The organism is Halobacillus alkaliphilus (assembly GCF_900113125.1).
Classification (GTDB): domain Bacteria; phylum Bacillota; class Bacilli; order Bacillales; family Halobacillaceae; genus Halobacillus; species Halobacillus alkaliphilus.
On sequence record NZ_FOOG01000017.1, the window covers coordinates 21,659 to 43,100 of the forward strand.

Consider the following 21,442-nt stretch of genomic DNA (forward strand, 5'->3'; position numbering starts at 1 on the left):
AATCTTAATCTTACAGCTAAGCTACCAATTTATTGGATTTCGTTTATTTGGTGTGGAAAAATAGGGGGAGGAAAAATAACTCCCTTTCCACAGGAGCTGCGTCGTGCAGGGACACGGAAAGTGTTCAAAAGCAGAATCTTCCCCCAGAGGACTTCCTCGTAAGCCAAGGCAGCGTATGTAACGCTCCTTTACGAGGGTTGAATACTCAGCCAAGCGCCGGTGGTTGACATTATTGTCTGAATTTTATAGACTATTTAAAAGTGATCAGAATATAGCATAGTTGAGATGAGAATGAGAGCCGTAGAGTTGAGGTTTCTAGGATGAGCATAGCTGAGTGAGCACAGGGATCAACAGACGAAGGAGCTGGAAGATTGCCTGGCCGTTATAGAAGTATATTTATCATCCTCTTATATTTATCCTCTCAACGTCTCATTCTCCATAAATTTATATGGAGAGGTGAGCCCATGACCACGTACGAAAGATTTATCCAGGATGCCCGCGAGCATCAGACCATTCCCGTAAGCCAATCTTTTTTCACAGATACGTTAACCCCTATCCACATGTTTCATGCGCTTAATGATGAAGCTGTTTATATGCTGGAAAGTCAGGATCCTGAATCACCCTGGTCTAATTATTCCTTCATTGGCTTAGATCCGATGATGGAAATAAAAGAAGACGAGGCTGCTTTTGTGATCTCTGATTTTCAAAAAAAGACCAAAGAATCGGCGGCTACTTTTAAAGAAGCGTTTAACCATGTGGTAAACACCCTGAATGTAAAACCGGCCGATGTACCACTTCCTTTTAAAGGAGGGGGAGTCGGATACATCAGTTATGATGCGATTTCCGACTATGAGCCAGTACCTCGTGCCATCCAGGACGAATTGAACTTATCTAATTACCATTTATTATTTTGCCAGACGCTTATTGCGTATCATCACAAAACCAAAGAAGTAACCATTTTAACGTATGCAAGAGTCGATAACGAATCGGTTTCTTCTACTATATATGAACAATCCAGACAGCGGATTAAAAAAGTGCAACAGCGACTAATGAACCACCAGGGACTGCCGGATTTAATGCTTGCCGGTGACTTGGAAGAAAATGCAGGTGTTGAACTCGGCAGCAATTACCATCCTGATAAATTCAAGAGCGATGTAGAGAAAATTAAAGAATACATTCGTGCCGGTGATATCTTCCAAGCTGTATTATCCCAGCGATTTCACACCGTCACAGAGCGGAGCGGCTTTGAATTGTACCGCGTATTAAGAAACGTTAACCCTTCGCCTTACATGTTCTTTTTGAAATTTAATGATGTAGAAGTAATCGGAAGTTCTCCTGAGCGTTTACTGGAAGTGCAGGAAGGGAAACTTGAAATTCACCCGATCGCAGGAACGAGAAAGCGTGGAGTCACTCAGGAAGAAGATGACGCTCTCGCTGAAGAACTTTTAGCAGATGAAAAAGAATTAGCGGAACACCGCATGCTGGTTGATCTTGCCCGCAACGATATCGGACGGGTAGCTGAATTTGGTTCGGTGGATGTAACCGAATATATGACCATCGGGCGATTTTCAAAAGTTATGCACATCATCAGTAAAGTCGTAGGGCAACTGAGATCAGACATTTCACCCATTGATGCCGTAAGTTCAGCCTTCCCTGCTGGAACGTTATCCGGAGCCCCTAAAGTGCGGGCGATGCAGATTCTTAGGGAATTGGAGCCCACTCCTCGTAACTTATACGGCGGCGGAATCTTGTATTTTGGTTTCGATGGCAATATCGATTCCTGCATTACGATTCGGACGATGACGCTGGTCGGAAAAGATCTCTATATTCAGGCAGGCGCCGGGATCGTTGCCGACTCAGATCCAGAGACGGAATTTCAGGAAACGTTAAGTAAAGCAAGTGCCCTTAAGAGAACGATTCAAATAGCTGAGCAAGTATTCGAGACGAGCAGAGAAGGAGTGGAGTACAAATGAACGATATCTTAAAACGAGTAGTATCCGGAGAAACTTTATCCGAGAAGGAAGCTTTTGCTACTATGGACGCCATTATGAAGGGAGAAGCGACTACAGGTCAGCTGATGAGCATGCTGAGCGTGATGAGCTACCGCGGAGAAACGGTCGATGAGATGACTGGCTTCGTCCAGGCGATGCGGGAGAACATGACAAAGCTTGATGTTCAGGATGATTCAGTTGTAGACACGTGCGGTACAGGAGGAGATGGAGCTTCTACGTTTAATATTTCTACCGCTGTTTCTATTATCCTTGCCAGCATGGGTGTGAAGGTCGCAAAACACGGCAATCGTAAAGTTTCCTCCAGAAGTGGAAGCGCCGATGTGCTCGAAACACTCGGTATTCCGATCGATACCACTCCCGAAGAGGGCGCTAAAGCTCTTCAGGAAAAAGGGATGACGTTCATGTTCGCTCCTCTATATCATCAGGCGATGAAGCACGCAGGTCCTGCACGGAAGGAACTTGGTTTCCGTACCGTTTTCAATCTGCTTGGACCGATGTCCAATCCGGCGAATGCACGCCGTCAGCTAATAGGTATTTATGATACGGCCTACGCAGAGAAGATGGCTGAAGCGCTGCACAATCTTGGTTCGAAACACGTATTGTTAGCAACAGGCCGTGATGGCTTAGATGAAATAACCATAACCGGGATTACCGACCTGGTGGAACTGAAAGATGGAACTATCAGCCGTACAACGATTTCACCGGAAGACCTCGGTCTTACCAGAGGGAAACTCGAAGATATACAAATAGAAAAAACAGAACAAAGCGCAGCAATGATTGAGGCGGTTATGCTCGGTAAAGCGAACGAAAGCGCAACGACAATCGTGACCATGAATGCAGCAGCCGGCCTTTACGTAGCAGGAAAAGCCGAAGACCTTCGTGATGGAGTTAAGCAAGTTCAAGAGGCCATCCAGACAGGGGTGACCCGTCGTTACTTTGAATCTGTAGCAGTGGAAAGGGAGGACCGCCAGTATGCTTGAGACCATTCTAGCTGTGAAACGACAAGAGGTAGAACGCCTCTTCTTACCGGAAGAACAGTCATTTACAAACTATTCACTAAAGGAATCTTTGAAAAATTCTCCCCACTTAGCAGGACTGATTGCAGAGGTGAAAAAGGCCTCACCTTCTAAAGGAATTATCCGCGAAGATTTCAATCCTGTACGGATCGGATATGAATACAACCAGGCCGGGGTTCAGGCGATTTCTGTATTAACAGATCAACACTTTTTCCAGGGTCATCGAGACTTTTTGACGGATATCAAAAAAGTGGTAGATGTTCCCGTTTTACGAAAAGACTTTATTATTGATTCTATGCAAATCGCTGAGAGTGCTTATATTGGAGCGGACGCCGTACTGTTGATCGGCGAAGCATTGGAAGCAGAAAAGCTTCACGAACTTTACTTGCAGGCTCAAGATCTGGGGTTGGAAGCCTTGGTGGAAGTTCACAGTGAAGAAACACTGGAAAAGGTGCTGAAGGAATTTACACCTGAAATCCTTGGGGTGAACAACCGTAATCTTCACACCTTTGAAACGAAACTTTCCCAGACGAAAAGAATGGCGGAGCTTGCTCCTAAAGAATCCCTTCTTGTTTCTGAAAGCGGAATTTTTACAAATGAAGACTTACGCGAAGTAGTCGGCTACGGAGCTGAAGGAGTACTTGTCGGAGAATCACTTATGAAACAGGCCGACATTAAGAAAGGTGTTCATGACCTAATGACTGGAGTCAATGTGTTATGAAGGAGCCTATCATTAAGTTCTGCGGCAACCGCTCCTTATCAGATTTAACGAAAACCACCTCCTCCAGTGCCACACACGTGGGTTTCATTTTTGTTAGAAAAACGAAACGATACGTACGCCCTGAATTGGCAGGCCGCTGGGTGAGACAGATACGTCCGAAGCAGAAGCTTGTCGGGGTGTTCATCGATCCAAGCATTGAAGAAATAGAGGAAGTTCTTCATTTTGTTCCACTGGATGTTATTCAGCTGCATGGAAACGAAAAGGTCTCTGATTTGTTAAAAATAAAAGAATCATTCGGTCTTCCTGTATGGAAGGTCATTCATCACCAGCAAAATGGAAAAAATCAAATGGAAGTGTTCCAGGGTGTAGCGGACGGCTATTTGATTGACTCCAAGGTGAAGGGAGTCTCAGGCGGTACAGGTGTCCGATTTGACTGGGAAGCGATCCCGGAATATCGCGATATAGCTTTTGAGCAGGGAGTTCCCTGCCTGATTGCCGGAGGAGTTACACCGGAAAACGTGGGAGAATTAATCGCCTACCGTCCGGAAGGAATCGACATATCAAGCGGCATCGAGAAAGATGAACAAAAAGATCTTAGTAAAATACAAGCGATTACGAAAGAGGTGGAGCGGAATGTTGCAAGTATTTCCAGACGTTAAAGGCAGATTCGGTGACTTTGGAGGCAAATATGTACCTGAGACATTAATGGGACCTCTTCAGGAACTGGAAGATGCCCTTGACCAAGCTATGGAGGATCAGGCTTTTCATGACGAATATCATCATGTACTTGAAGAATATGCAGGGCGTCCTACAGCTCTCACGTATGCGGATAAAATCAGTGACTATCTGGGCGGAGCCAAGATTTATCTGAAGCGTGAAGATTTAAACCATACTGGAGCGCATAAATTGAACAATGCGATTGGCCAGGCCTTACTTGCCAAACGAATGGGCAAAGAAAAAATCATTGCCGAAACAGGTGCCGGCCAGCATGGTGTGGCGTCAGCAACTGTAGCTGCTAAGTTTGGTCTGAAGTGTAAAGTGTTCATGGGCGAAGAAGACATTCGCCGTCAGGAATTGAATGTATTCCGCATGAAGCTTCTTGGAGCGGAAGTTGTTTCCGTATCAAGCGGTAACGGAACACTGAAGGACGCAACGAATGAAGCGATCCGCTACTGGGTCGCCAATTGCGAAGACCACTTTTACCTAATTGGTTCTGTTGTCGGTCCTCACCCTTATCCACGTATGGTCCGCGATTTCCAGCGTGTCATCGGGGACGAGTCGAAGAAACAGTTCCTTGAAGTAGAACAAGAGCTGCCAAACCGCATCTACGCCTGTGTAGGCGGAGGAAGTAATGCAATGGGAATGTTCTATCCGTTCCTTGAAGATGACGCGGAACTGATCGGAGTGGAAGCTGCCGGTCGTGGAATTGACACCCCAGAACATGCTGCTACGCTTACCAAGGGGGCACCTGGTGTTATCCATGGTTCCCTGACGTATTTAATGCAGGACGATAATGGACAGATTACGGAACCATACTCCATTTCTGCTGGTCTTGATTACCCGGGCATTGGCCCTGAACACGCTCACTTGTTCCAGACGAAAAGAGTACGCTATGAATCTATTACGGACAAAGAAGCATTAGATGCTCTTCGCCTATTAACGGAACGTGAAGGAATTATCCCGGCAATTGAAACCGCTCATGCGCTTGCTCAGGCTTTCAAGGAAGCCGGCAGTATGTCTAAAGATGAAACCATTTTAATTAACCTGTCCGGACGCGGAGATAAAGACATGGCGACGCTGATGGAACATTTCGAGGAGGAGGTTTAGTATGCTGACGAAGACATCGTTTCAAGGTAAGTTAGAAAAAACGGAGGACCTGTTCATCCCTTTTCTCGTAGCGGGTGACCCCACTCCGTCCATGACGATCGCGTTCGCACTTCGTCTTCAGCAGCAGGGAGCCGACGTACTGGAACTCGGTGTACCTTACTCCGATCCACTTGCAGACGGGCCAACGATCCAGCTGGCGGCGAGACGAGCCCTTGACGCAGGAATGTCGCTTAGAAAGGCGATTGAACTCGTGCCGCAGCTGCGGAAGCACGGTCTTACCATTCCGGTCGTTATCTTCACCTATTACAATCCAGTCTTAAGACTTGGTCATGATCAGTTTTTCGAATTACTAGAAGAAAATGGAGTCGAAGGCGTGCTCATTCCAGACCTTCCTTTTGAAGAAAGTGAAGAGATTCGTGGCCAGGCAGAATCCAAAGACATTGAATTTATCTCTCTGGTAGCTCCAAACTCTGAGCAGCGTATCAAGCAGATTGCGGAAAACGCGAAAGGCTTTTTATACTGTGTGTCCACGCTTGGTGTAACGGGCGGAGAAAACAAGATGACAGGAGAATCGCTGGCTTTTATAAAAAAAGTGAAAGAATACAGTCCTGTTCCTGTCGCAGTAGGCTTTGGCGTTTCTACCAATGAGGATGTAAAAATTGTACGCGAACATGCCGACGGCGTCATTATTGGCAGTAAAATCATCCGTTTAATAGAAAACGAGCTTGATAAAATAAACAGCGGCGAGAAAAGTGGAGCCTTGAAGAGCTTTTCAAACAGCATTGCTGAACTTGTTAAATAAGCAAAGCATCAGAGAGGAGTGGAGCTGAGTGATTTACATGATTGATCATTATGATTCGTTTACCTACAACCTGGTCCAGTATTTAGGAGAGCTCGGGGAAGAGGTTCTAGTCAGGCGTAATGATGAAATCGATATAGCAGAGATAGAAGCAGTAGAGCCAGACTTGATTTTTCTGTCACCGGGGCCATGCTCCCCGGATGAAACGGGTCAAACCCTTGAAGTGATCGATTACTTTAAAGGACGCACCCCCATCTTTGGCGTATGTCTCGGCCATCAGTCCATCGCCCAGGTATTTGGTGGACAGGTTGTACGTGCGGAAAAACTTATGCACGGAAAAGCTTCCACGATTTTTCATGGCGGCCGGGGCATTTATGAAGGGCTGAACAATCCTATGGAAGTCATGCGTTACCATTCCCTCATTGTGAATGGTGAAGACCTTCCTGAATGTCTGGAAATAACAGCTACTACGATCGAAGGTGAAATCATGGGTCTTCGTCATTTAGAATACCCTATTGAAGGGGTCCAATTTCACCCTGAATCGATTGGTACCAATGACGGCAAGCAGCTATTGAAAAATCTACTTGAAAATCGTATTAAAGCGCTGATCTAAAAAGAAGCGGATATCTGAATCATAGATGTCCGCTTCTTTTTTTAGTACTATTGAATCATTTTTCGAAAGAATTTTCTTTTGTATTCTTACTATTAATTAGAAATTTCTTAAAAATCGAGCAATTTTTTCATCCTTTGGCGTTACCGCTTTCACAGGAGATTGTGAAAATATACCATCTGTAAAAAATGGCTTAAAATGGCTCTAAAGCCATATGAAATCGCTATTTTCACAATCTTTTAAAGTGTGATAAATTGAATAGCGTTGTGTTCAGAGAGCGCTTCATTCATCGGCCGATGCAGAAAGACGACTCATTAAAGAACCAGCAACTAATACACCAGGAGATGATTGAGTAGTTATGGAATTACAGCAAAATCCGAATTTACTTTGGTTTATTGTTATATATGGCCTGATCATGGTCGGTATCGGTATAGTTATGTCTAAAAAAGTAGCTGGAAGTGAAGATTTCGTTCTGGCAGGGAAGAGTCTAGGGCCGTTTGTATTAATGGGAACCCTGCTTGCCACCTGGACAGGCAGTGGTAGTATTTCTGGTGGAGAAACGTCCATGGCCTTCAGTTATGGCATTCTTCCATCTTTGATGATGATGCTCCCAACGTTAGTCGGTATTATTATTCTTTATGTCATTGCTCCCAAAATTCGAGCCTATGGAAAGTTCACGGTATCAGGAATTCTGGAAGCAAAATACGGGCGTACGTCCCGTAACATTGCGAGTGTCATTATCATTCTTGCTTATGTAGGTATCGTTTCTTATCAGATGAAAGGCTTTGGCTTCATACTTAATTTAACTACAGGAATGAGTGTGCAGACCGGTACCATAATTGGTGCAGCTATGATTATCTTTTTAGCCATGATCGGAGGTCTTCGTTCGGTCTCCCAGACAGATGCGATCAGTGGTTTCCTCATGGTCGGAGGACTGATCATAACGGTACCGACGATCATTGCTGTCGCAGGCGGCTGGAGTGAAGTAGTTGCTAATGTTCCTGAATCTCATATGAGTTCTACTGGCGGGTTAACATCCATCCAAATGATCGGGTATTTACTGCCATCCCTATTCTTATTATTAGGGGATCAGAATATGTACCAGCGTCTGGCATCCTCCAAAGGGGACAAATCAGCTAAACGCGCACAGCTTGGCTGGTTGCTTGCGATGCTTGTTATTTCACCATCCATTTCACTGATTGCCTTCGCATCCCGCTCTTTATTCCCAAATATTGATCCGGGTATGGCACTGATGGCTACCACGGTAGCGATGCCAATGGCCATTGGCGGAATTCTACTTGCTGCCGCAGCGTCCTTTATCATCACAACAGGAAACTCTTATCTTTTGTCTGCAGCTACTAACTTAACGTATGATCTCTATGGAAAATACGTAAATAAGGATGCATCGGATAAAAAGCTGTTATCTATGACCCGTATCTTTATCGCAGCCCTTGGGATTTTCTCTTACCTGCTCATCAGTTACTTCCCAACTGTGCTGAGCGTTCAGATGTATGCGTATACGGTGTACGGAGCAGGACTGACGCCTGCTGTCCTGGCTGTCTTCTTCTGGAAGCGTGTGAACGCAGTAGGAGGAGTATCCTCAATGGTGGCGGGAGTTGTAGCCACTCTTACTTGGGAAATCATTCTGCAGAAACCGTTTGACGTCAATAGTGTAGTCGTGGCTGTTCCAGTAGCTGTCATTGTGCTGATTGTAGCGACTCTACTTACGACGAACAACTATCAAACACGCAGCGTAACCTCTAATGCTTAATATTGGAAAGAAGCTCTTTCACTCAATGAAAGAGCTTCTTTTTTTATAGAATATAGATTCATAAGTTTTCCATTAGCTTCTTAGCGATCCGTTCATAATCGTCCCGGTCAATTCCCGGCGCGAACTCTTCCGGCAAATCATCAAGGTCAGGGATGGGGGCGCCTTTAGGTGTTCCTTGAATCACCTGTAACGGAGCTCCACTTTCCGGGTTGGTTCCTTTCCAGATCTGATTAATATCCTGATAATCTGTATCGCTCCACGTATAGAGAATATTATCCAGTCCCTGTTCGATAAACGGGCGGGCGTAGTCAAACTTGGAGTTATCCAAATCGGGCACAGGAAGCATTTTTTTTACATCAACACCAGTGGCGATCTCCAGTGCTTTCGCATAAGCGAGCGCATGGGTGCCGCCCCGGACTAATAAGTATCCAATCATCTCACGGGCCGTTGGATGATCGGTCATCTCATATACACGCATCTTATGTGTGCGGGCCCCAAGCTCCAAGAAAAAATTATGCAGTAAATCTAAGACCAGGTTGCCGCTGTTAAAGACGTTGTCTCCTGTCCAGGCTCTACCCATCGAATCACCTGGAAGAGCCGTTTGGGCCGTTGCAATAAACTGATAGGTATTGCGTTTATTAAGCCCATTCTGCAAAGGTGCAATATCCGGATCTCCTGTAAACGTGATGCCGCGGGTTAATAGATTAATGGAATTGTTTACGAGTTCTACGTGACCGAATTCTTCCGCGGTAATGCTTGCCACCAGATCATAAAAGGGTTTGAACTTCTTTTTGTTACGAAAACCGAAGGACTGATACATGTAATTGTTCAATGTGGACATTTCTCCGAATTTGCCGCCAAGCAATTCCTGTACGGCAGCGGCCGCATTAGCGTCTCCATGCTCAGGAATCGTCAGAGCAATCTGCATACGATTGATGCGCTTAAACATAGCATCCTCCTTTTATCTTTGATCAGGGAAGACCCAGACAATCTGTTGCGTTCGAATGAAAAAAGGCGTTCCACTTACTTCAACCACGATATGGTCCGGCATTACTGTTTTCAGCATTCCCCTCACAGAACCCTGAGTCGTCTGCACAACGACCGGTCTCCCCTGGATGGACATTAGTGTCTGGTATACATACGGATCGATCGCTGAGTTCATCGACACGTTCTGGGAATTCATTGGTTCATCTCCTTCACAGGTAGTCTCATTGATGTATATGTAAGAGGGGGGACAAATAATAGTTCCTGTTTAAGAAATTGTACATAAGGGATAGTCATTCATAAGAAAAGCAGCTTATCCATGTGGATAAGCTGCTAAGGTACCTTTACTTCTTCGTATTAGTAGGCCCTGATAAATATCATGGTTGGTTTTACATATAAGCTCCCGTTTGTTGAAGACTCAGTTTCGAGATAAATGGGCCCGTTACGTTAGATGGATAAGGGCTGGTGGGGAAATAACTCGCTTTCCTATGGGGGAACGGTGAGCTTCCTCGCTCGTTTCACTCTCTGCGGGATCTCACCTAGCTCCTTCTCCCATGGGAGAAGGAGCCATTTCCCCACCAACCCCACTATAATTCTGCGAACGGACCCTGCCAGTAGAAAAAGTGGGAACCTTAAATCGGCTTAAATACTTCTATAGCGGCGTTTATCCCCTGTAAAGACTCGGTATTTAGCGTTGATCACATAGGTTATCTTTCCTCATATGAAGGCATTTAGTATAGGATTTCGAGCTCTCCGTGATCGCAAAGAGGCGAGCCGTTCACTGGAGTCTCTTATCTATACAATATCTCGAAACGGAGTCTACAACAATTTGGCCCGATAATTGAGACTCCGTTTGAGAAAGTCAACGCTAACTTTTAATGGCGCTTATAAATAAAATAATCGAAATCAGCAGGCTTGCTGCGGCCGGATAAATCCTGGCACTGCATGCCTACAAAAGCTCCCGTAAAGAAACCTCCCCCGTCCACATAATCATCTGATAGTTTATAAGATTCAAAGGTCAGGGGAACCTCCTGCCATTCCTCGCCATCAAAGGAATAGGAGTAATAGTAAAAGTTCTCTTTTACTTCAGATCTTAGGTAAATGGAATCAGCGGGCTCAGGAATGGAAATCGCCTCCTTCAAAGGCTGATCAAATGTAAAATTATCGCATGTAGTTACATCGAGGACTTTTCCTTTTTCCTCATCCCAGGTTATTTGCAGGGCGGTCCAGTTCCTGGTGTTGTAATAATTTACAAGTCCTGCTGCTTGCTGAAAGGATTCAGGTGCGAAATCAACTTTGGTTTCCGCTGTAAACTGGAAGTGCTGCCAGCGCCGGGCGACATAAGCTTGAGTAAACTGGGAAGTAAGCGATTCTTTACCGTACAAACGCAGATGACCTGGGTTTTCTTCTAGAGTAAGTGTATCCTGCCCTAGAGGAATGCGGAGCGACTGAAAGTGATGATTCAATTCCTTGTGATTAAAATCATCTTTTTCTTCGTAATCCTGTTCCCATGGATGTTCGTCAATGGATGGTCCTTCAATGGAGACAGAGGGCTGGTTTCCACCTACTACATATGGCCAGTCGTTTTTCCATTCCAGGCGCTGAATGGCCGTCTCTCTGCCGAGGGGGCAATAGCCACGCGGCTGAAGCAGTGGTTTGTTTTCCGGTGTTAGCGGACGACCAGTCAAGTGGACAAGGAACCATTCATTTGTATGCGTTTTCACTAACGATGCGTGCCCAGCCTTTTGAAGTGGATTTCTTGGATACGGCCACGTCGTGATCAGTGGATTGTCAGGATGCACTTCATAAGGGCCTTCCAGATGTTCTGAACGGGCGATCGTCGCCTGGTGTTCGAATTTCGTACCGCCTTCAGCTGTCAGTAAATAATAATAACCATTCAGCTTGTACAGGTGAGGAGCTTCCGTTAGCTTAACATCGGTTCCTTTAAAGATAATCTGTGGCTCTCCAATAAGCTTCTGTTCGCCGTGGTCATATTCCTGGAGCACAATTCCATAAAAGTTATGGTTTCTGATGCGGTGATCCCACACCATGTTAACTAAGTATTTTTTCCCGTCATCATCGTGGAACAGGGAAGGGTCAAAGCCTGAACTGTTCAAATGGATAGGATCGGACCATTCCCCGTCGATCGAATCGCAGGTGGCTAGATAGTTGTGACAATCCTTCCACTGACCATCCACTACTTTTACATCGGTATAGATGAGCCAGAATTGCCCGTCCTCATAGGAGAGAGCAGGGGCCCATATACCACCTGAATCTGGATTGCCTTTCATATTCAACTGATTCAAGCGATTTAATGGACGTGAAATAAGCCGCCAGTTTTTTAAATCCTTTGAGTGGTAAATCCCAACTCCGGGGAACCACTCGAAGGTGGAGACAGCGATATAATAGTCATCGCCGGCCCGGCAGATGCTCGGATCGGGGTTAAATCCAGTTAAGATCGGGTTTTGAATAGTTGCCATAGTAACATCACCTCTATAGAAAATTATTTATTCATCAGCTTATAGGCAGGAGCGTGGTGAATATCGACTTTAAGGAAATTCTCAAAGGTAAAGGCAGCCACTCCAAGTGCCGTGGCATGGGTGTGTAATTCGGAAAAGCTTACATTTAAATCATCCTTCTGGAACCATAGAGCGTTATTTTTGGTTTTTTCGAGAAGCGGCTGTTCAATCCATTGCTTGGCTGCAACGAGACGGTTTCCAATAATTACTTTTTCCGGGTTGAAAGAGTTGATGATATTGGTAATACCGACTCCAAGATAAGCTCCAATCGTACGGAAGGACTGAATCGGATCCATGTCCCCCTTGTTTGCCAGCTCAATCATTTCTGCTAAAGTATCCTGATCGTCAGAAAAGCCAAGCTTCTTCCCGTAGGCGATCAGGGCCTGTTCGGAAGCATATAATTCCCAGCAGCCGTTATTGCCACAGCGGCATTTATCACCATTCACTTCGATGGTCATGTGACCCATCTCCCCGGAAAAGCCGTTATTGCCTCTGTACAATTTACCATTGAGTACAAGTCCGACGCCGATCCCTACGCCGACGCTAACGTAGATGATGTCCTTACCGTCTTTGCCAGCTCCGAATTTTTTCTCTCCATAGGCTCCCGCGTTAGCCTCATTCTCAATGACTACTGGGCACTCGTACTTTTCTTCAAGCGGCTGCTTAAGCTCCACGTTCTGCCAGCCAAGGTTCGGGGCAAGCAGAACCTTGCCGTCTTTATTAACGGCACCCGGGACGCCGATTCCGATTCCCACTATTCCATAGGGGCTAGGGGGAGCGGCAGCTGTTAAATGATCAATAATTTTACAAAGTTCCTCATTGATATACTCATAGGAAAGCTGATGGAAATTCATCGAGGTCTTTTCCACAATATTTCCTTCCAGGTCTGTCAGGATCCCAAGAAGATAATTGACTCCGATATCCATACCGATACAGTATCCCGCGTGCTGATTGAATAAAAGCATAACCGGGCGTCTGCCTCCGCTTGATTCTCCCGGTCCTTTTTCGTATATTAAATCTTCATTTAACAATTCACTTACCTGTGAGGAGACTGTACCTTTATTCAGGCCGGTATTATTAGCAATTTCAGCTCTGGATATAGGAGCATAATTCATGATGGTTTCTAATACTAATGATTTGTTTCCGTTCTTAATGGTGTACTGATTCCAAGTGTTTAACTTTTTCATTTCGCATCCATCCACTTCTTAAAAAGTTTCCCCAATTATAGCACGAACAACATTGTTTATCCACTAGACAAACTAAGTTTCGTCTGGTACATTGGAATTAACATTCGAAAAGGATGTAAAAATTCTGAATTTATAGGGGGCAAAATTTAGATGAAAAAGAAAGCGGTTACATTATTTTTAGTAATTACATCGTTCGTTTTGGTTCTTGTTGGCTGCAGCGGCGGAGCGGATGAGGGAAGTGCCAGTCAGGACGGGAAAACAATTGAATTTATGCACTTATGGCCTGAAGGTAGTTCGGCTCAGCACCACAAAATTATAGAAGACATTGTGGCTGATTTTGAGAGTAATAATGAAGGTGTAAACGTCGAAGTTGAAGTGTTGAGTAATGAACAGTACAAGGATAAGATGAAAGTTCTATCCACATCTAATGAATTACCGGATGTAGGGATGACGTGGGCAGCCGGATATCTGGAACCTTATGTGGAAGGGAATAAGTTTGCTTCGTTAAATGACGTTTTAGAGAGCGGACTGCAGGATTCCTTTGTGTCAGGAACAACAGAGGCCTATGCAATTGAGGACACGACGTATGGTCTGCCTCTTGAGTTGAACGTTGCTCCCATCTATTACAATGAGTCCATTTTTGAAGAAAACGGATTAGAAGTCCCGCAAACATATGAAGAGTTTAAACAAGTAGTTGCGACACTAGAAGAGAATGGAGTCGATCCAATTGCATTAGGTAACAAAGACCGCTGGACTGGTTCTCTATGGTATATGTACATGGCTGACCGCATCGGCGGACCAGAAGCATTATCGGAAGCTATTAATGGAAGCGGTTCCTTTGAAGACCCTGCGTTTGTAGAAGCAGCTGCTAAAATTCAAGAACTAACTGATATGAATGCCTTTAATGCCGGTTTTAACGGTCTTTCGGATCAAGAAGCAAAAAGTATGTTTATGAGCGGCCAGGCAGCGATGTACATGATCGGCACGTGGGATCTGCCAAACTATACAACGAATGAAGATGTTCCGCAGGAGTTTAGAGACTCTGTCGGATACTTCAAATTCCCTACGGTTAATGGTCAGGGGGATCAAAGCAGCTTTGTAGGTGGTCCTGGTGTTGGTTTGTTTGTAGCTGAAAATTCTGATGTAAAAGCAGAAGCGAAAGATTTTGTTTCATTCTTTGTAGAGCAATGGGGTGAAAGATCGGTGCAAGATGCAGGGGTAATTCCGGCCACTAAAGTAGACGCCGAATCTATGGATCTTCCGCAAATGTACGTCGATGTCTTGAATGACTTAAATAATGCCAGCAACATCACCTTGTTTGCAGACGTACAAATGAGCCCCGATGCAGCAGAAGTTCACCTAAATCAAATTCAAGCTTTATTCGGCGGTGAAATCACCCCAGAAGAATTCGCCGAAGCTCACCAGGAAGCTATGACAAGCGAAGAATAGAAAGATAGATAACAAGATGACTAGTTAATTTAGAAAAGGAGATGCCGTCTCTCGGAACTCCTTTTCTACCCCACCAGGGGAGGAGGTAATGTCAGTGAATAAAGTAATGTCCAACAAATGGATGATCGCCTTCTATGTATTGCCAGCCTTAATCCTTGTCGGGATCCTTATTTTTATACCGTTAGGGTTATCGGCCTATTATGGGCTGATGGATTGGAACGGCATTGGCGAGATGGAATTTATCGGAATGGAAAATTATATAAATGCGGTTCAGGATATGAAATTCTGGGATAGTGCGTTTCATTCATTTCTATTAGCTTTTTTCTCAACATTAAGCTTAATCGTGTATTTAGCTATATCTATGATTCTGGCATCCAAAATTAAAGGAGCCGATCTACTAAGAAAAATATATTTAATTCCCATGCTTTTGTCATCGGTGGCCATTGCCCAATTGTGGATCAAAGTCTTTAACCCGTCCAACGGGATATTGAACAAAATGCTGATGGGCTTAGGAGTGGAAAATCCACCGGCGTGGCTTGCGAATCCAGATATTGTCCTGTATGCAATTTTTATCCCGATTTTATGGCAGTACGCAGGTTTTTACATTTTGATTTACTATGCAGCTTTAAAAAATATCCCGGAATCGCTTATTGAAGCGGCTAAGATTGACGGGGCTACTCCTTTACAGATTGCCTACCGGATTAAACTTCCTCTGATTGCAGGGGTTGTAAAAGTTACTATCGTTCTTGCGATTGTAGGCTCATTAAAATACTTCGATCTGATCTACGTTATGACCGGAGGCGGACCGAATGGAGCCAGTGAAGTTATGGCGTCCTATATGTATAAATTGGCCTTCAGTACCAATGACTTCGGCTATGGAAGTGCAATTGGTTTCTTGCTGCTTGTCATTACACTCATTGTCACAGTCATTGTTCGTAAATTAACTGCTGACAAAGAAGAACTTCAATACTAAAAGGAGGTTACCACATGAATCGCCTCGGCTATATCTTCCTTTATTTATGTTTAGGACTGGTAGCTGTATTTCAGATTTTGCCGATTGTCTGGCTGTTCTTATTCTCGTTAAAAGGAAACCGTGAGATATTCGCTGGATCACCATTTGCGCTGCCGCAGGAATGGAAGTGGGAAAATTACTTAACCGTATGGCAGGGTGGAATCGGCACCTATTTCTTTAACAGTATATGGATTACTGTAGTTGCGATCATACTTACCTCGCTGCTTGCGAGTATGGCAACATTCGCGATCACAAGAATGCAGTGGAAGCTCAGCAGTTTAGTACTTGGATTATTTATGGTCGGACTTATGATTCCTATTCATTCCGCCATTATTCCACTGTTCAATATGTTTTTAAATGTGAACTTGATAGATAACCCATGGTCCATAGTCATCACCTATACGGCATACAACCTGCCAATTACTATGATGATTCTTCTAGGGTTTTACTATACATTACCGCGTGAAATTGAAGAAGCTGCTATCATCGATGGATGCTCGATTCACCGGCTGTTTTTCCGAATTATCCTGCCGATGACGACACCGGTATTATCCACCATTGTCATCATCAACATGATTTACAACTGGAACGAGTTTGTGTTTGTGAATACCTTCATCAGTTCTGACCAGTATAAGACCCTGACCGTAGGAATCCAGAACTTTATCGGCCAGTATATGACCGACTGGGGAGCGATTGGAGCTACCTTGATCATTAGTCTTCTGCCGATTCTATTAGCCTTTATTTTCTTCAGTAACAAAGTAGTAGAGGGCATTTCATCCAGTGCCGTTAAAGGGTAAATAAAAAAGCCCCATCTGCTGGTGAGATGAGGCCGAAGCTGATCAAGATGCTTTTTGACGGTCAATCCTGCGAAAAGCATGCAGGCTGAGCCACATGGTGATAAAAGTATAAAGGCTTCCGCCGAATAGGAAAGCAAGGGCGGGAAGCGACCGGAACACTAGCATAAGTGAAGCCAGACTCACCAGAATAAGAAAGCTTTGTACTGGGCTGATCAGCATAATTAGAAAGGTATTTTTCAAGATGGCTGGAATCTTGAGGTCGTAATGTACGAACACGGGAAACAAGTAAAACAAGAATAATAGAAACAGTAACATGAAAGCAAATAAGGGAACATAGGTCCAGGTTACGTCTCCGGATATTGTCCGGATATAGTAGATATCCACGCTGATAAGTAGAAGCAGCCCCAGCACGACTAGACCTAAGCGATTACTTTTCCAAAACTCATCTTTAAAATATACCCAAAATGTAGAAAAAAGATTTCGATCCGTTTTCCCGTTTAACCAGTCTCTTACGATGGCAAACATCGCAGAGGTTGAAGGGAAAAGCCCAAAAACAACGGCTCCTGCCACTGTAAACAAAATCCACAAGAGGTGGAGATAGGCAAGCCGGCTAATCCAAACCATGATTCGGTAAAGTGCGCCGCTGAATAAATTCATAATAGACCCTCCGGAAATAGTTTTAGGAGATATGTCTCATTATACAAAAAGAAATAGTGGCGTAAAGGAAAAATGTTTGAATAAAACCAAAAATAATAATGGTTTATTATCTTTAGGAGGTTATTTAAATGGCTTATTTTAACAATATCGATAAAATTAAATACGAAGGTTCTGAATCCACAAATCCATACGCATTTAAGTTCTACAATCCGGAAGAAACGATTAACGGGCAGACGATGGAGGAATATCTTCGATTCGGGGTGGCTTACTGGCACACATTTACGGAAGATCTATCCGATCCATTTGGTGTAGGTACCGCACAGCGTACGTGGGATCGATATGAAGGGATGGACCTTGCGAAGGCAAGAGTAGAAGCGGCTTTTGAATTCTTTGAAAAACTGAATGTTCCTTACTTCTGCTTCCACGATGTCGATATTGCTCCAGAAGGAAACAGCTTACGTGAGTCGAACGAGAACCTCGACACGATTGTCAGGATGATCAAGGATTATATGAAAGACAGTAAAACGAAGCTGCTATGGAATACGGTAAACAATTTCACCCACCCGCGCTTTGTTCATGGTGCAGCTTCATCCAGTGAAGCGGATGTATTTGCGTATGCTGCTGCAAAAGTGAAGAAGGGACTTGAGGTCGGAAAAGAGCTCGGTTCAGAAAACTATGTATTCTGGGGCGGACGCGAAGGTTATGAAACGCTTTTGAATACCGATATGAAACTGGAACTTGATAACCTAGGCCGCTTCTATCATATGGCGGTGAACTATGCGAAGGAGATCGGATTCGATGCCCAGTTCTTAATTGAGCCGAAGCCAAAAGAGCCGACGACGCATCAGTACGATTTCGATGTAGCTTCAGGTTATGCATTTTTGCAAAAATATGATCTTCAGGATCACTTTAAATTCAATATTGAAGCTAACCACGCCACACTTGCCGGGCACACGTTCGAGCATGAACTGCACTATGCCCGCATCAACAATGTACTGGGATCGGTGGACGCCAACCAAGGCCATCCGCTGCTAGGATGGGATACGGATGAATTCCCAACTGACCTTTACTCTACGACACTTGCTATGTATGAAATTATTAAAAATGGCGGATTAGGACGCGGAGGGTTGAACTTTGATGCGAAGGTCCGACGGGGCTCCTTTAAGCCGGAAGATTTATTCCACGCTCACATTGCTGGGATGGACAGCTTTGCGGTCGGCTTAAAAGTTGCGCAGAGACTGCTTGAAGACGGAGTGCTCGAAAATATTGTCGAGGATCGCTACAGCAGCTATAAAGAGGGAATTGGCAAGGACATAGTAAATGGTACGACTAATTTCCATAAGCTTGAGCAGCATGCTCTTGGATTGGAAGGTATCTCTCAGCCATCCGGCCGCCTGGAAAATATTAAAGCCATCATTAACCAATACCTGCTGAAAACTTTTGCAGGAGAGAAGTAAATATGTCTCATGTCATTGGAATTGATCTTGGAACAAGTGCAGTTAAGCTATTACTGATGGACCGCGGCGGCAGGATTGTTCAAGAAGTCTCAAAGACGTATCCATTGATTCAGGAAAGCCATGGATATAGTGAACAGGAACCGCATGTCTGGGTAGAACAGACCGTAGCAGGGCTGTCTGAAATGATGAACCATTTCCCGGGCAATGCTGAAAATATTGAAGGCATCAGCTTTTCCGGACAAATGCATGGACTTGTGCTGCTGGATGACAACAACGAAGTGCTGCGTAATGCGATTCTGTGGAACGATACGCGCACGACTGCACAGTGTCAGGAAATTTATGATGTCATTGGAAATGAACGTCTGCTTGAGATTACGCAGAATCCAGCTTTGGAAGGCTTCACTCTTCCTAAACTGATGTGGGTAAAAGAGCATGAGCCGAATATCTACTCAAAAGCTAAAACGTTTCTCCTGCCAAAGGATTATCTGCGTTACAAGCTGACAGGAGAACTGCATATGGATTATTCAGATGCTTCAGGTACTCTCCTGCTTGATATTCATACAAACAACTGGAGCGAAGACATTTGCCAGGCATTAGGGATTGATTCCAATCTTTGCCCGCCGCTCATTGGTTCTTATGAACAGACGGGAACGGTACTGCCTGAAATGGCAAGCATTACAGGTCTTTCACCTTCCACAAGGGTGTTTGCCGGAGGAGCGGACAATGCGTGCGGAGCCATTGGATCCGGCATTTTAGAAGAAGGAAAAACCTTGTGCAGTATAGGTACTTCGGGAGTAGTGCTCTCTTATGAATCCAGTCATGACAAAGAGTTTGGCGGCAAGGTTCATTACTTTAACCACGGCGCTCCGGATGCTTACTACACGATGGGCGTAACGCTTGCTGCAGGTTACAGTCTCAGCTGGTTTAAAGAAGTATTTGCGGCAGAAGAATCCTTCCAAGATCTTGTAGCGGAAGTGGACTCCGTGCAGCCTGGAGCTAATGGATTGTTGTTTACCCCATATATTTCCGGGGAGCGAACGCCGCATGCAGACGCATCGATTCGTGCAAGCTTTATTGGAATGGACAGTTCTCACCAGCGAAAGGATTTCGTTCGCGCGGTCATGGAGGGGATTACCTTTTCCCTCCATGAGTCTATCAACTTATTCCGTAATAGTGGAAAAACGATTGATACGATTGTTTCTACCGGAGGCGGTACGAAAAATGAACACTGGCTGCAAATGCAGGCGGATATATTTAACGCGGACATCGTGAAGCTATCGAGTGAACAAGGTCCGGGAGTCGGGGCTGCCATGCTTGCTGCTTACGGCTGCGGCTGGTTCGATTCCCTGAAGCAATGTGCGGATGAATTTTTGCAAATTGAGAAGACCTATTCACCGAATGAAGAAAATGTCCAAATTTATGAGGAACTTTTTGGAATTTATCAGCATGTTTATGAGCAAACAAGGGAACTAAATACACAATTGCTCCCTTATCGAAAGTAAAAGGGGGGAGAGTAAGGCTGTCTGCTTAAGGGCCAGCCTTTCTTATTATTTACGAAAGGCGGTTATTTATGAAATACAATCGTTTAGGGAATACAGACCTTGAAATCAGTGAACTGAGTTTTGGAACATGGGCGATTGGCGGTGCCTGGGGAGAAACGAACGATGAAGATGCGCTTGCGGCACTCGAGACCGCCATGGAAAGCGGAGTTAATTTTTTTGATACAGCGGACGTATATGGCATGGGGCATAGCGAAGAGCTGCTTGCCCAGGCAACCAAAGGAAAAGAGAAGGAGATCTATATTGCGACGAAGTTCGGACGGCAGGGAGACTTTGCCGACCCAGCGAACTATTCACCGGAGCAGGTAAGACAGTATGCGGAGGACAGTCTTAAGAGGCTTAATCGTGATCAGATCGATTTGTATCAGATCCACTGTCCAACTTTTGAAATTATCAAGGATGGCTCTGTATTTGAAGTGTTGGAGGATTTAAAATCAGAAGGAAAAATCCGCTACTATGGGGTTAGCGTCGAGACGGTAGAGGAAGGGTTATATGTGCTTGAGCACACCAATGCCAGTTCTCTGCAGATTATCTTCAACATTTTCAGGCAGAAGCCGCTTGATGAATTGATTCCAAAAGCACGTGAAAAGCAGGTAGGGATTCTGGCACGCGTACCGCTCGCAAGTGGTCTTCTGACAGGGAAGTTCAATAAACAGCATGTCTTTGAAGAAGATGACCATCGTAACTTTAACCAAAACGGGGAAGCGTTCAATGTCGGTGAGACCTTTGCTGGGCTTGAATTCTCGAAAGGGGTAGAATTGAGCGAGGAGCTTCAGTGGATGATCAAAGGCCGCGGGAATATGAGCCGAGCGGCGCTGAAGTGGATTATGCAGCAGGACGGAATTACAAGTGTCATTCCAGGCTTCCGTAATGTGAGTCAAGTAGAGGATAACCTGAAGGCGCTTGAAGCGAGGGACTTTTCGAACGAAGAGCTGCAGCAATTAAAAGAGTTTTATAACGAGCAGGTGCACGATCATATTCGAGGAGTTTACTAATAACGAGGCACTGTTAAAACTCAGTGCTGTTGTTACAGTAAAGCTACCGATACTGTAAGAGTCAGTTTCA

The 21,442-nt window shown here is 44.8% G+C and carries 19 protein-coding genes; 14 read left to right on the plus strand and 5 right to left on the minus strand.

Annotated features, from left to right (window positions below):
- Positions 1 to 464: 464 nt before the first annotated feature.
- The 8 genes from trpE (at position 465) to BMZ06_RS10745 (ending at position 8,756) form a co-directional block, all read left to right on the plus strand.
- Positions 465 to 1,973 (plus strand): anthranilate synthase component I, encoded by a 1,509-nt coding sequence (trpE, locus tag BMZ06_RS10710; protein ID WP_089752036.1) that lies wholly within the window; start codon positions 465 to 467, stop codon positions 1,971 to 1,973.
- On the plus strand, positions 1,970 to 2,992 hold the full coding sequence (trpD, locus tag BMZ06_RS10715; RefSeq protein ID WP_089752037.1) for an anthranilate phosphoribosyltransferase: 1,023 nt from the start codon (positions 1,970 to 1,972) through the stop codon (positions 2,990 to 2,992). Before trpE ends, trpD begins: the two co-directional genes overlap by 4 nt.
- Positions 2,985 to 3,749: an indole-3-glycerol phosphate synthase TrpC gene (gene trpC / locus BMZ06_RS10720; RefSeq protein WP_089752038.1), complete on the plus strand. Its 765-nt coding sequence runs from the start codon at positions 2,985 to 2,987 to the stop codon at positions 3,747 to 3,749. The genes trpD and trpC overlap by 8 nt, the downstream gene beginning before the upstream one ends.
- Positions 3,746 to 4,408: a phosphoribosylanthranilate isomerase gene (locus tag BMZ06_RS10725; protein WP_089752039.1), complete on the plus strand. Its 663-nt coding sequence runs from the start codon at positions 3,746 to 3,748 to the stop codon at positions 4,406 to 4,408. The genes trpC and BMZ06_RS10725 overlap by 4 nt, the downstream gene beginning before the upstream one ends.
- Positions 4,386 to 5,576, plus strand: coding sequence for a tryptophan synthase subunit beta (trpB, locus tag BMZ06_RS10730; RefSeq protein ID WP_089752079.1), 1,191 nt, complete (start codon positions 4,386 to 4,388; stop codon positions 5,574 to 5,576). Before BMZ06_RS10725 ends, trpB begins: the two co-directional genes overlap by 23 nt.
- Before the next feature lies 1 nt (position 5,577).
- The gene (gene trpA, locus BMZ06_RS10735; protein WP_089752040.1) at positions 5,578 to 6,378 is read left to right on the plus strand and encodes a tryptophan synthase subunit alpha; all 801 of its coding nucleotides are present in this window, start codon (positions 5,578 to 5,580) and stop codon (positions 6,376 to 6,378) included.
- A 28-nt stretch (positions 6,379 to 6,406) separates the two neighbouring features.
- Entirely contained in the window at positions 6,407 to 6,988 is a 582-nt protein-coding gene (locus tag BMZ06_RS10740) for an anthranilate synthase component II (RefSeq protein WP_089752041.1), read from the plus strand.
- Between the two features lie 355 nt (positions 6,989 to 7,343).
- Positions 7,344 to 8,756, plus strand: a complete 1,413-nt coding sequence (locus BMZ06_RS10745; RefSeq protein ID WP_089752042.1) for a sodium:solute symporter family protein — start codon at positions 7,344 to 7,346, stop codon at positions 8,754 to 8,756.
- Between the two features lie 58 nt (positions 8,757 to 8,814).
- On the opposite strand, the gene BMZ06_RS10750 is transcribed toward BMZ06_RS10745, so the two are convergent.
- The 4 genes from BMZ06_RS10750 to BMZ06_RS10765 all read right to left on the minus strand — a co-directional run bounded on the left by BMZ06_RS10750 (position 8,815) and on the right by BMZ06_RS10765 (position 13,446).
- The gene (locus BMZ06_RS10750; RefSeq protein WP_089752043.1) at positions 8,815 to 9,705 is read right to left on the minus strand and encodes a manganese catalase family protein; all 891 of its coding nucleotides are present in this window, start codon (positions 9,703 to 9,705) and stop codon (positions 8,815 to 8,817) included.
- A 12-nt stretch (positions 9,706 to 9,717) separates the two neighbouring features.
- On the minus strand, positions 9,718 to 9,939 hold the full coding sequence (locus tag BMZ06_RS10755; protein WP_051005589.1) for a YuzF family protein: 222 nt from the start codon (positions 9,937 to 9,939) through the stop codon (positions 9,718 to 9,720).
- Positions 9,940 to 10,615: 676 nt separating this feature from the next.
- Positions 10,616 to 12,220 (minus strand): glycoside hydrolase family 43 protein, encoded by a 1,605-nt coding sequence (locus tag BMZ06_RS10760; RefSeq protein ID WP_089752044.1) that lies wholly within the window; start codon positions 12,218 to 12,220, stop codon positions 10,616 to 10,618.
- Positions 12,221 to 12,243: 23 nt separating this feature from the next.
- On the minus strand, positions 12,244 to 13,446 hold the full coding sequence (locus tag BMZ06_RS10765) for an ROK family transcriptional regulator (RefSeq protein ID WP_089752045.1): 1,203 nt from the start codon (positions 13,444 to 13,446) through the stop codon (positions 12,244 to 12,246).
- Positions 13,447 to 13,596: 150 nt separating this feature from the next.
- On the opposite strand from BMZ06_RS10765, the gene BMZ06_RS10770 reads away from it, so the two are divergent.
- From BMZ06_RS10770 to BMZ06_RS10780, 3 genes are all read left to right on the plus strand, one after another.
- A complete protein-coding gene (locus BMZ06_RS10770; RefSeq protein ID WP_089752046.1) occupies positions 13,597 to 14,895 on the plus strand; it encodes an extracellular solute-binding protein in 1,299 nt (432 codons plus the stop codon).
- Positions 14,896 to 14,989: 94 nt separating this feature from the next.
- Complete coding sequence (locus tag BMZ06_RS10775) at positions 14,990 to 15,868, plus strand: carbohydrate ABC transporter permease (RefSeq protein WP_089752047.1); 879 nt, start codon at positions 14,990 to 14,992, stop codon at positions 15,866 to 15,868.
- Positions 15,869 to 15,882: 14 nt separating this feature from the next.
- Positions 15,883 to 16,704 carry a carbohydrate ABC transporter permease gene (locus tag BMZ06_RS10780; RefSeq protein WP_089752048.1) on the plus strand — a complete coding sequence of 274 codons (822 nt, stop codon included), beginning with the start codon at positions 15,883 to 15,885 and terminating at the stop codon, positions 16,702 to 16,704.
- A gap of 42 nt (positions 16,705 to 16,746) precedes the next feature.
- Here BMZ06_RS10780 and BMZ06_RS10785 read toward each other — a convergent pair whose 3' ends face one another.
- Positions 16,747 to 17,361, minus strand: a complete 615-nt coding sequence (locus BMZ06_RS10785; protein ID WP_089752049.1) for a YesL family protein — start codon at positions 17,359 to 17,361, stop codon at positions 16,747 to 16,749.
- A 128-nt stretch (positions 17,362 to 17,489) separates the two neighbouring features.
- Here BMZ06_RS10785 and xylA point away from each other — a divergent pair, with 128 nt between their 5' ends.
- The 3 genes from xylA (at position 17,490) to BMZ06_RS10800 (ending at position 21,372) form a co-directional block, all read left to right on the plus strand.
- Entirely contained in the window at positions 17,490 to 18,818 is a 1,329-nt protein-coding gene (xylA, locus tag BMZ06_RS10790; protein WP_089752050.1) for a xylose isomerase, read from the plus strand.
- Between the two features lie 2 nt (positions 18,819 to 18,820).
- Positions 18,821 to 20,320, plus strand: coding sequence for a xylulokinase (gene xylB / locus BMZ06_RS10795; RefSeq protein ID WP_089752051.1), 1,500 nt, complete (start codon positions 18,821 to 18,823; stop codon positions 20,318 to 20,320).
- 68 nt (positions 20,321 to 20,388) lie between these two features.
- On the plus strand, positions 20,389 to 21,372 hold the full coding sequence (locus tag BMZ06_RS10800) for an aldo/keto reductase (protein WP_089752052.1): 984 nt from the start codon (positions 20,389 to 20,391) through the stop codon (positions 21,370 to 21,372).
- Positions 21,373 to 21,442 lie beyond the last annotated feature (70 nt).

Coding starts and splice junctions, on each gene's coding strand:
- trpE (WP_089752036.1), top strand. CDS start 465: ATGACCACGTACGAAAGATTTATCCAGGATGCCCGCGAGCATCAGACC.
- trpD (WP_089752037.1), top strand. CDS start 1,970: ATGAACGATATCTTAAAACGAGTAGTATCCGGAGAAACTTTATCCGAG.
- trpC (WP_089752038.1), top strand. CDS start 2,985: ATGCTTGAGACCATTCTAGCTGTGAAACGACAAGAGGTAGAACGCCTC.
- BMZ06_RS10725 (WP_089752039.1), top strand. CDS start 3,746: ATGAAGGAGCCTATCATTAAGTTCTGCGGCAACCGCTCCTTATCAGAT.
- trpA (WP_089752040.1), top strand. CDS start 5,578: ATGCTGACGAAGACATCGTTTCAAGGTAAGTTAGAAAAAACGGAGGAC.
- BMZ06_RS10745 (WP_089752042.1), top strand. CDS start 7,344: ATGGAATTACAGCAAAATCCGAATTTACTTTGGTTTATTGTTATATAT.
- BMZ06_RS10750 (WP_089752043.1), bottom strand. CDS start 9,705: ATGTTTAAGCGCATCAATCGTATGCAGATTGCTCTGACGATTCCTGAG.
- BMZ06_RS10755 (WP_051005589.1), bottom strand. CDS start 9,939: ATGAATTCCCAGAACGTGTCGATGAACTCAGCGATCGATCCGTATGTA.
- BMZ06_RS10760 (WP_089752044.1), bottom strand. CDS start 12,220: ATGGCAACTATTCAAAACCCGATCTTAACTGGATTTAACCCCGATCCG.
- BMZ06_RS10765 (WP_089752045.1), bottom strand. CDS start 13,446: ATGAAAAAGTTAAACACTTGGAATCAGTACACCATTAAGAACGGAAAC.
- BMZ06_RS10770 (WP_089752046.1), top strand. CDS start 13,597: ATGAAAAAGAAAGCGGTTACATTATTTTTAGTAATTACATCGTTCGTT.
- BMZ06_RS10780 (WP_089752048.1), top strand. CDS start 15,883: ATGAATCGCCTCGGCTATATCTTCCTTTATTTATGTTTAGGACTGGTA.
- BMZ06_RS10785 (WP_089752049.1), bottom strand. CDS start 17,361: ATGAATTTATTCAGCGGCGCACTTTACCGAATCATGGTTTGGATTAGC.
- xylA (WP_089752050.1), top strand. CDS start 17,490: ATGGCTTATTTTAACAATATCGATAAAATTAAATACGAAGGTTCTGAA.
- xylB (WP_089752051.1), top strand. CDS start 18,821: ATGTCTCATGTCATTGGAATTGATCTTGGAACAAGTGCAGTTAAGCTA.
- BMZ06_RS10800 (WP_089752052.1), top strand. CDS start 20,389: ATGAAATACAATCGTTTAGGGAATACAGACCTTGAAATCAGTGAACTG.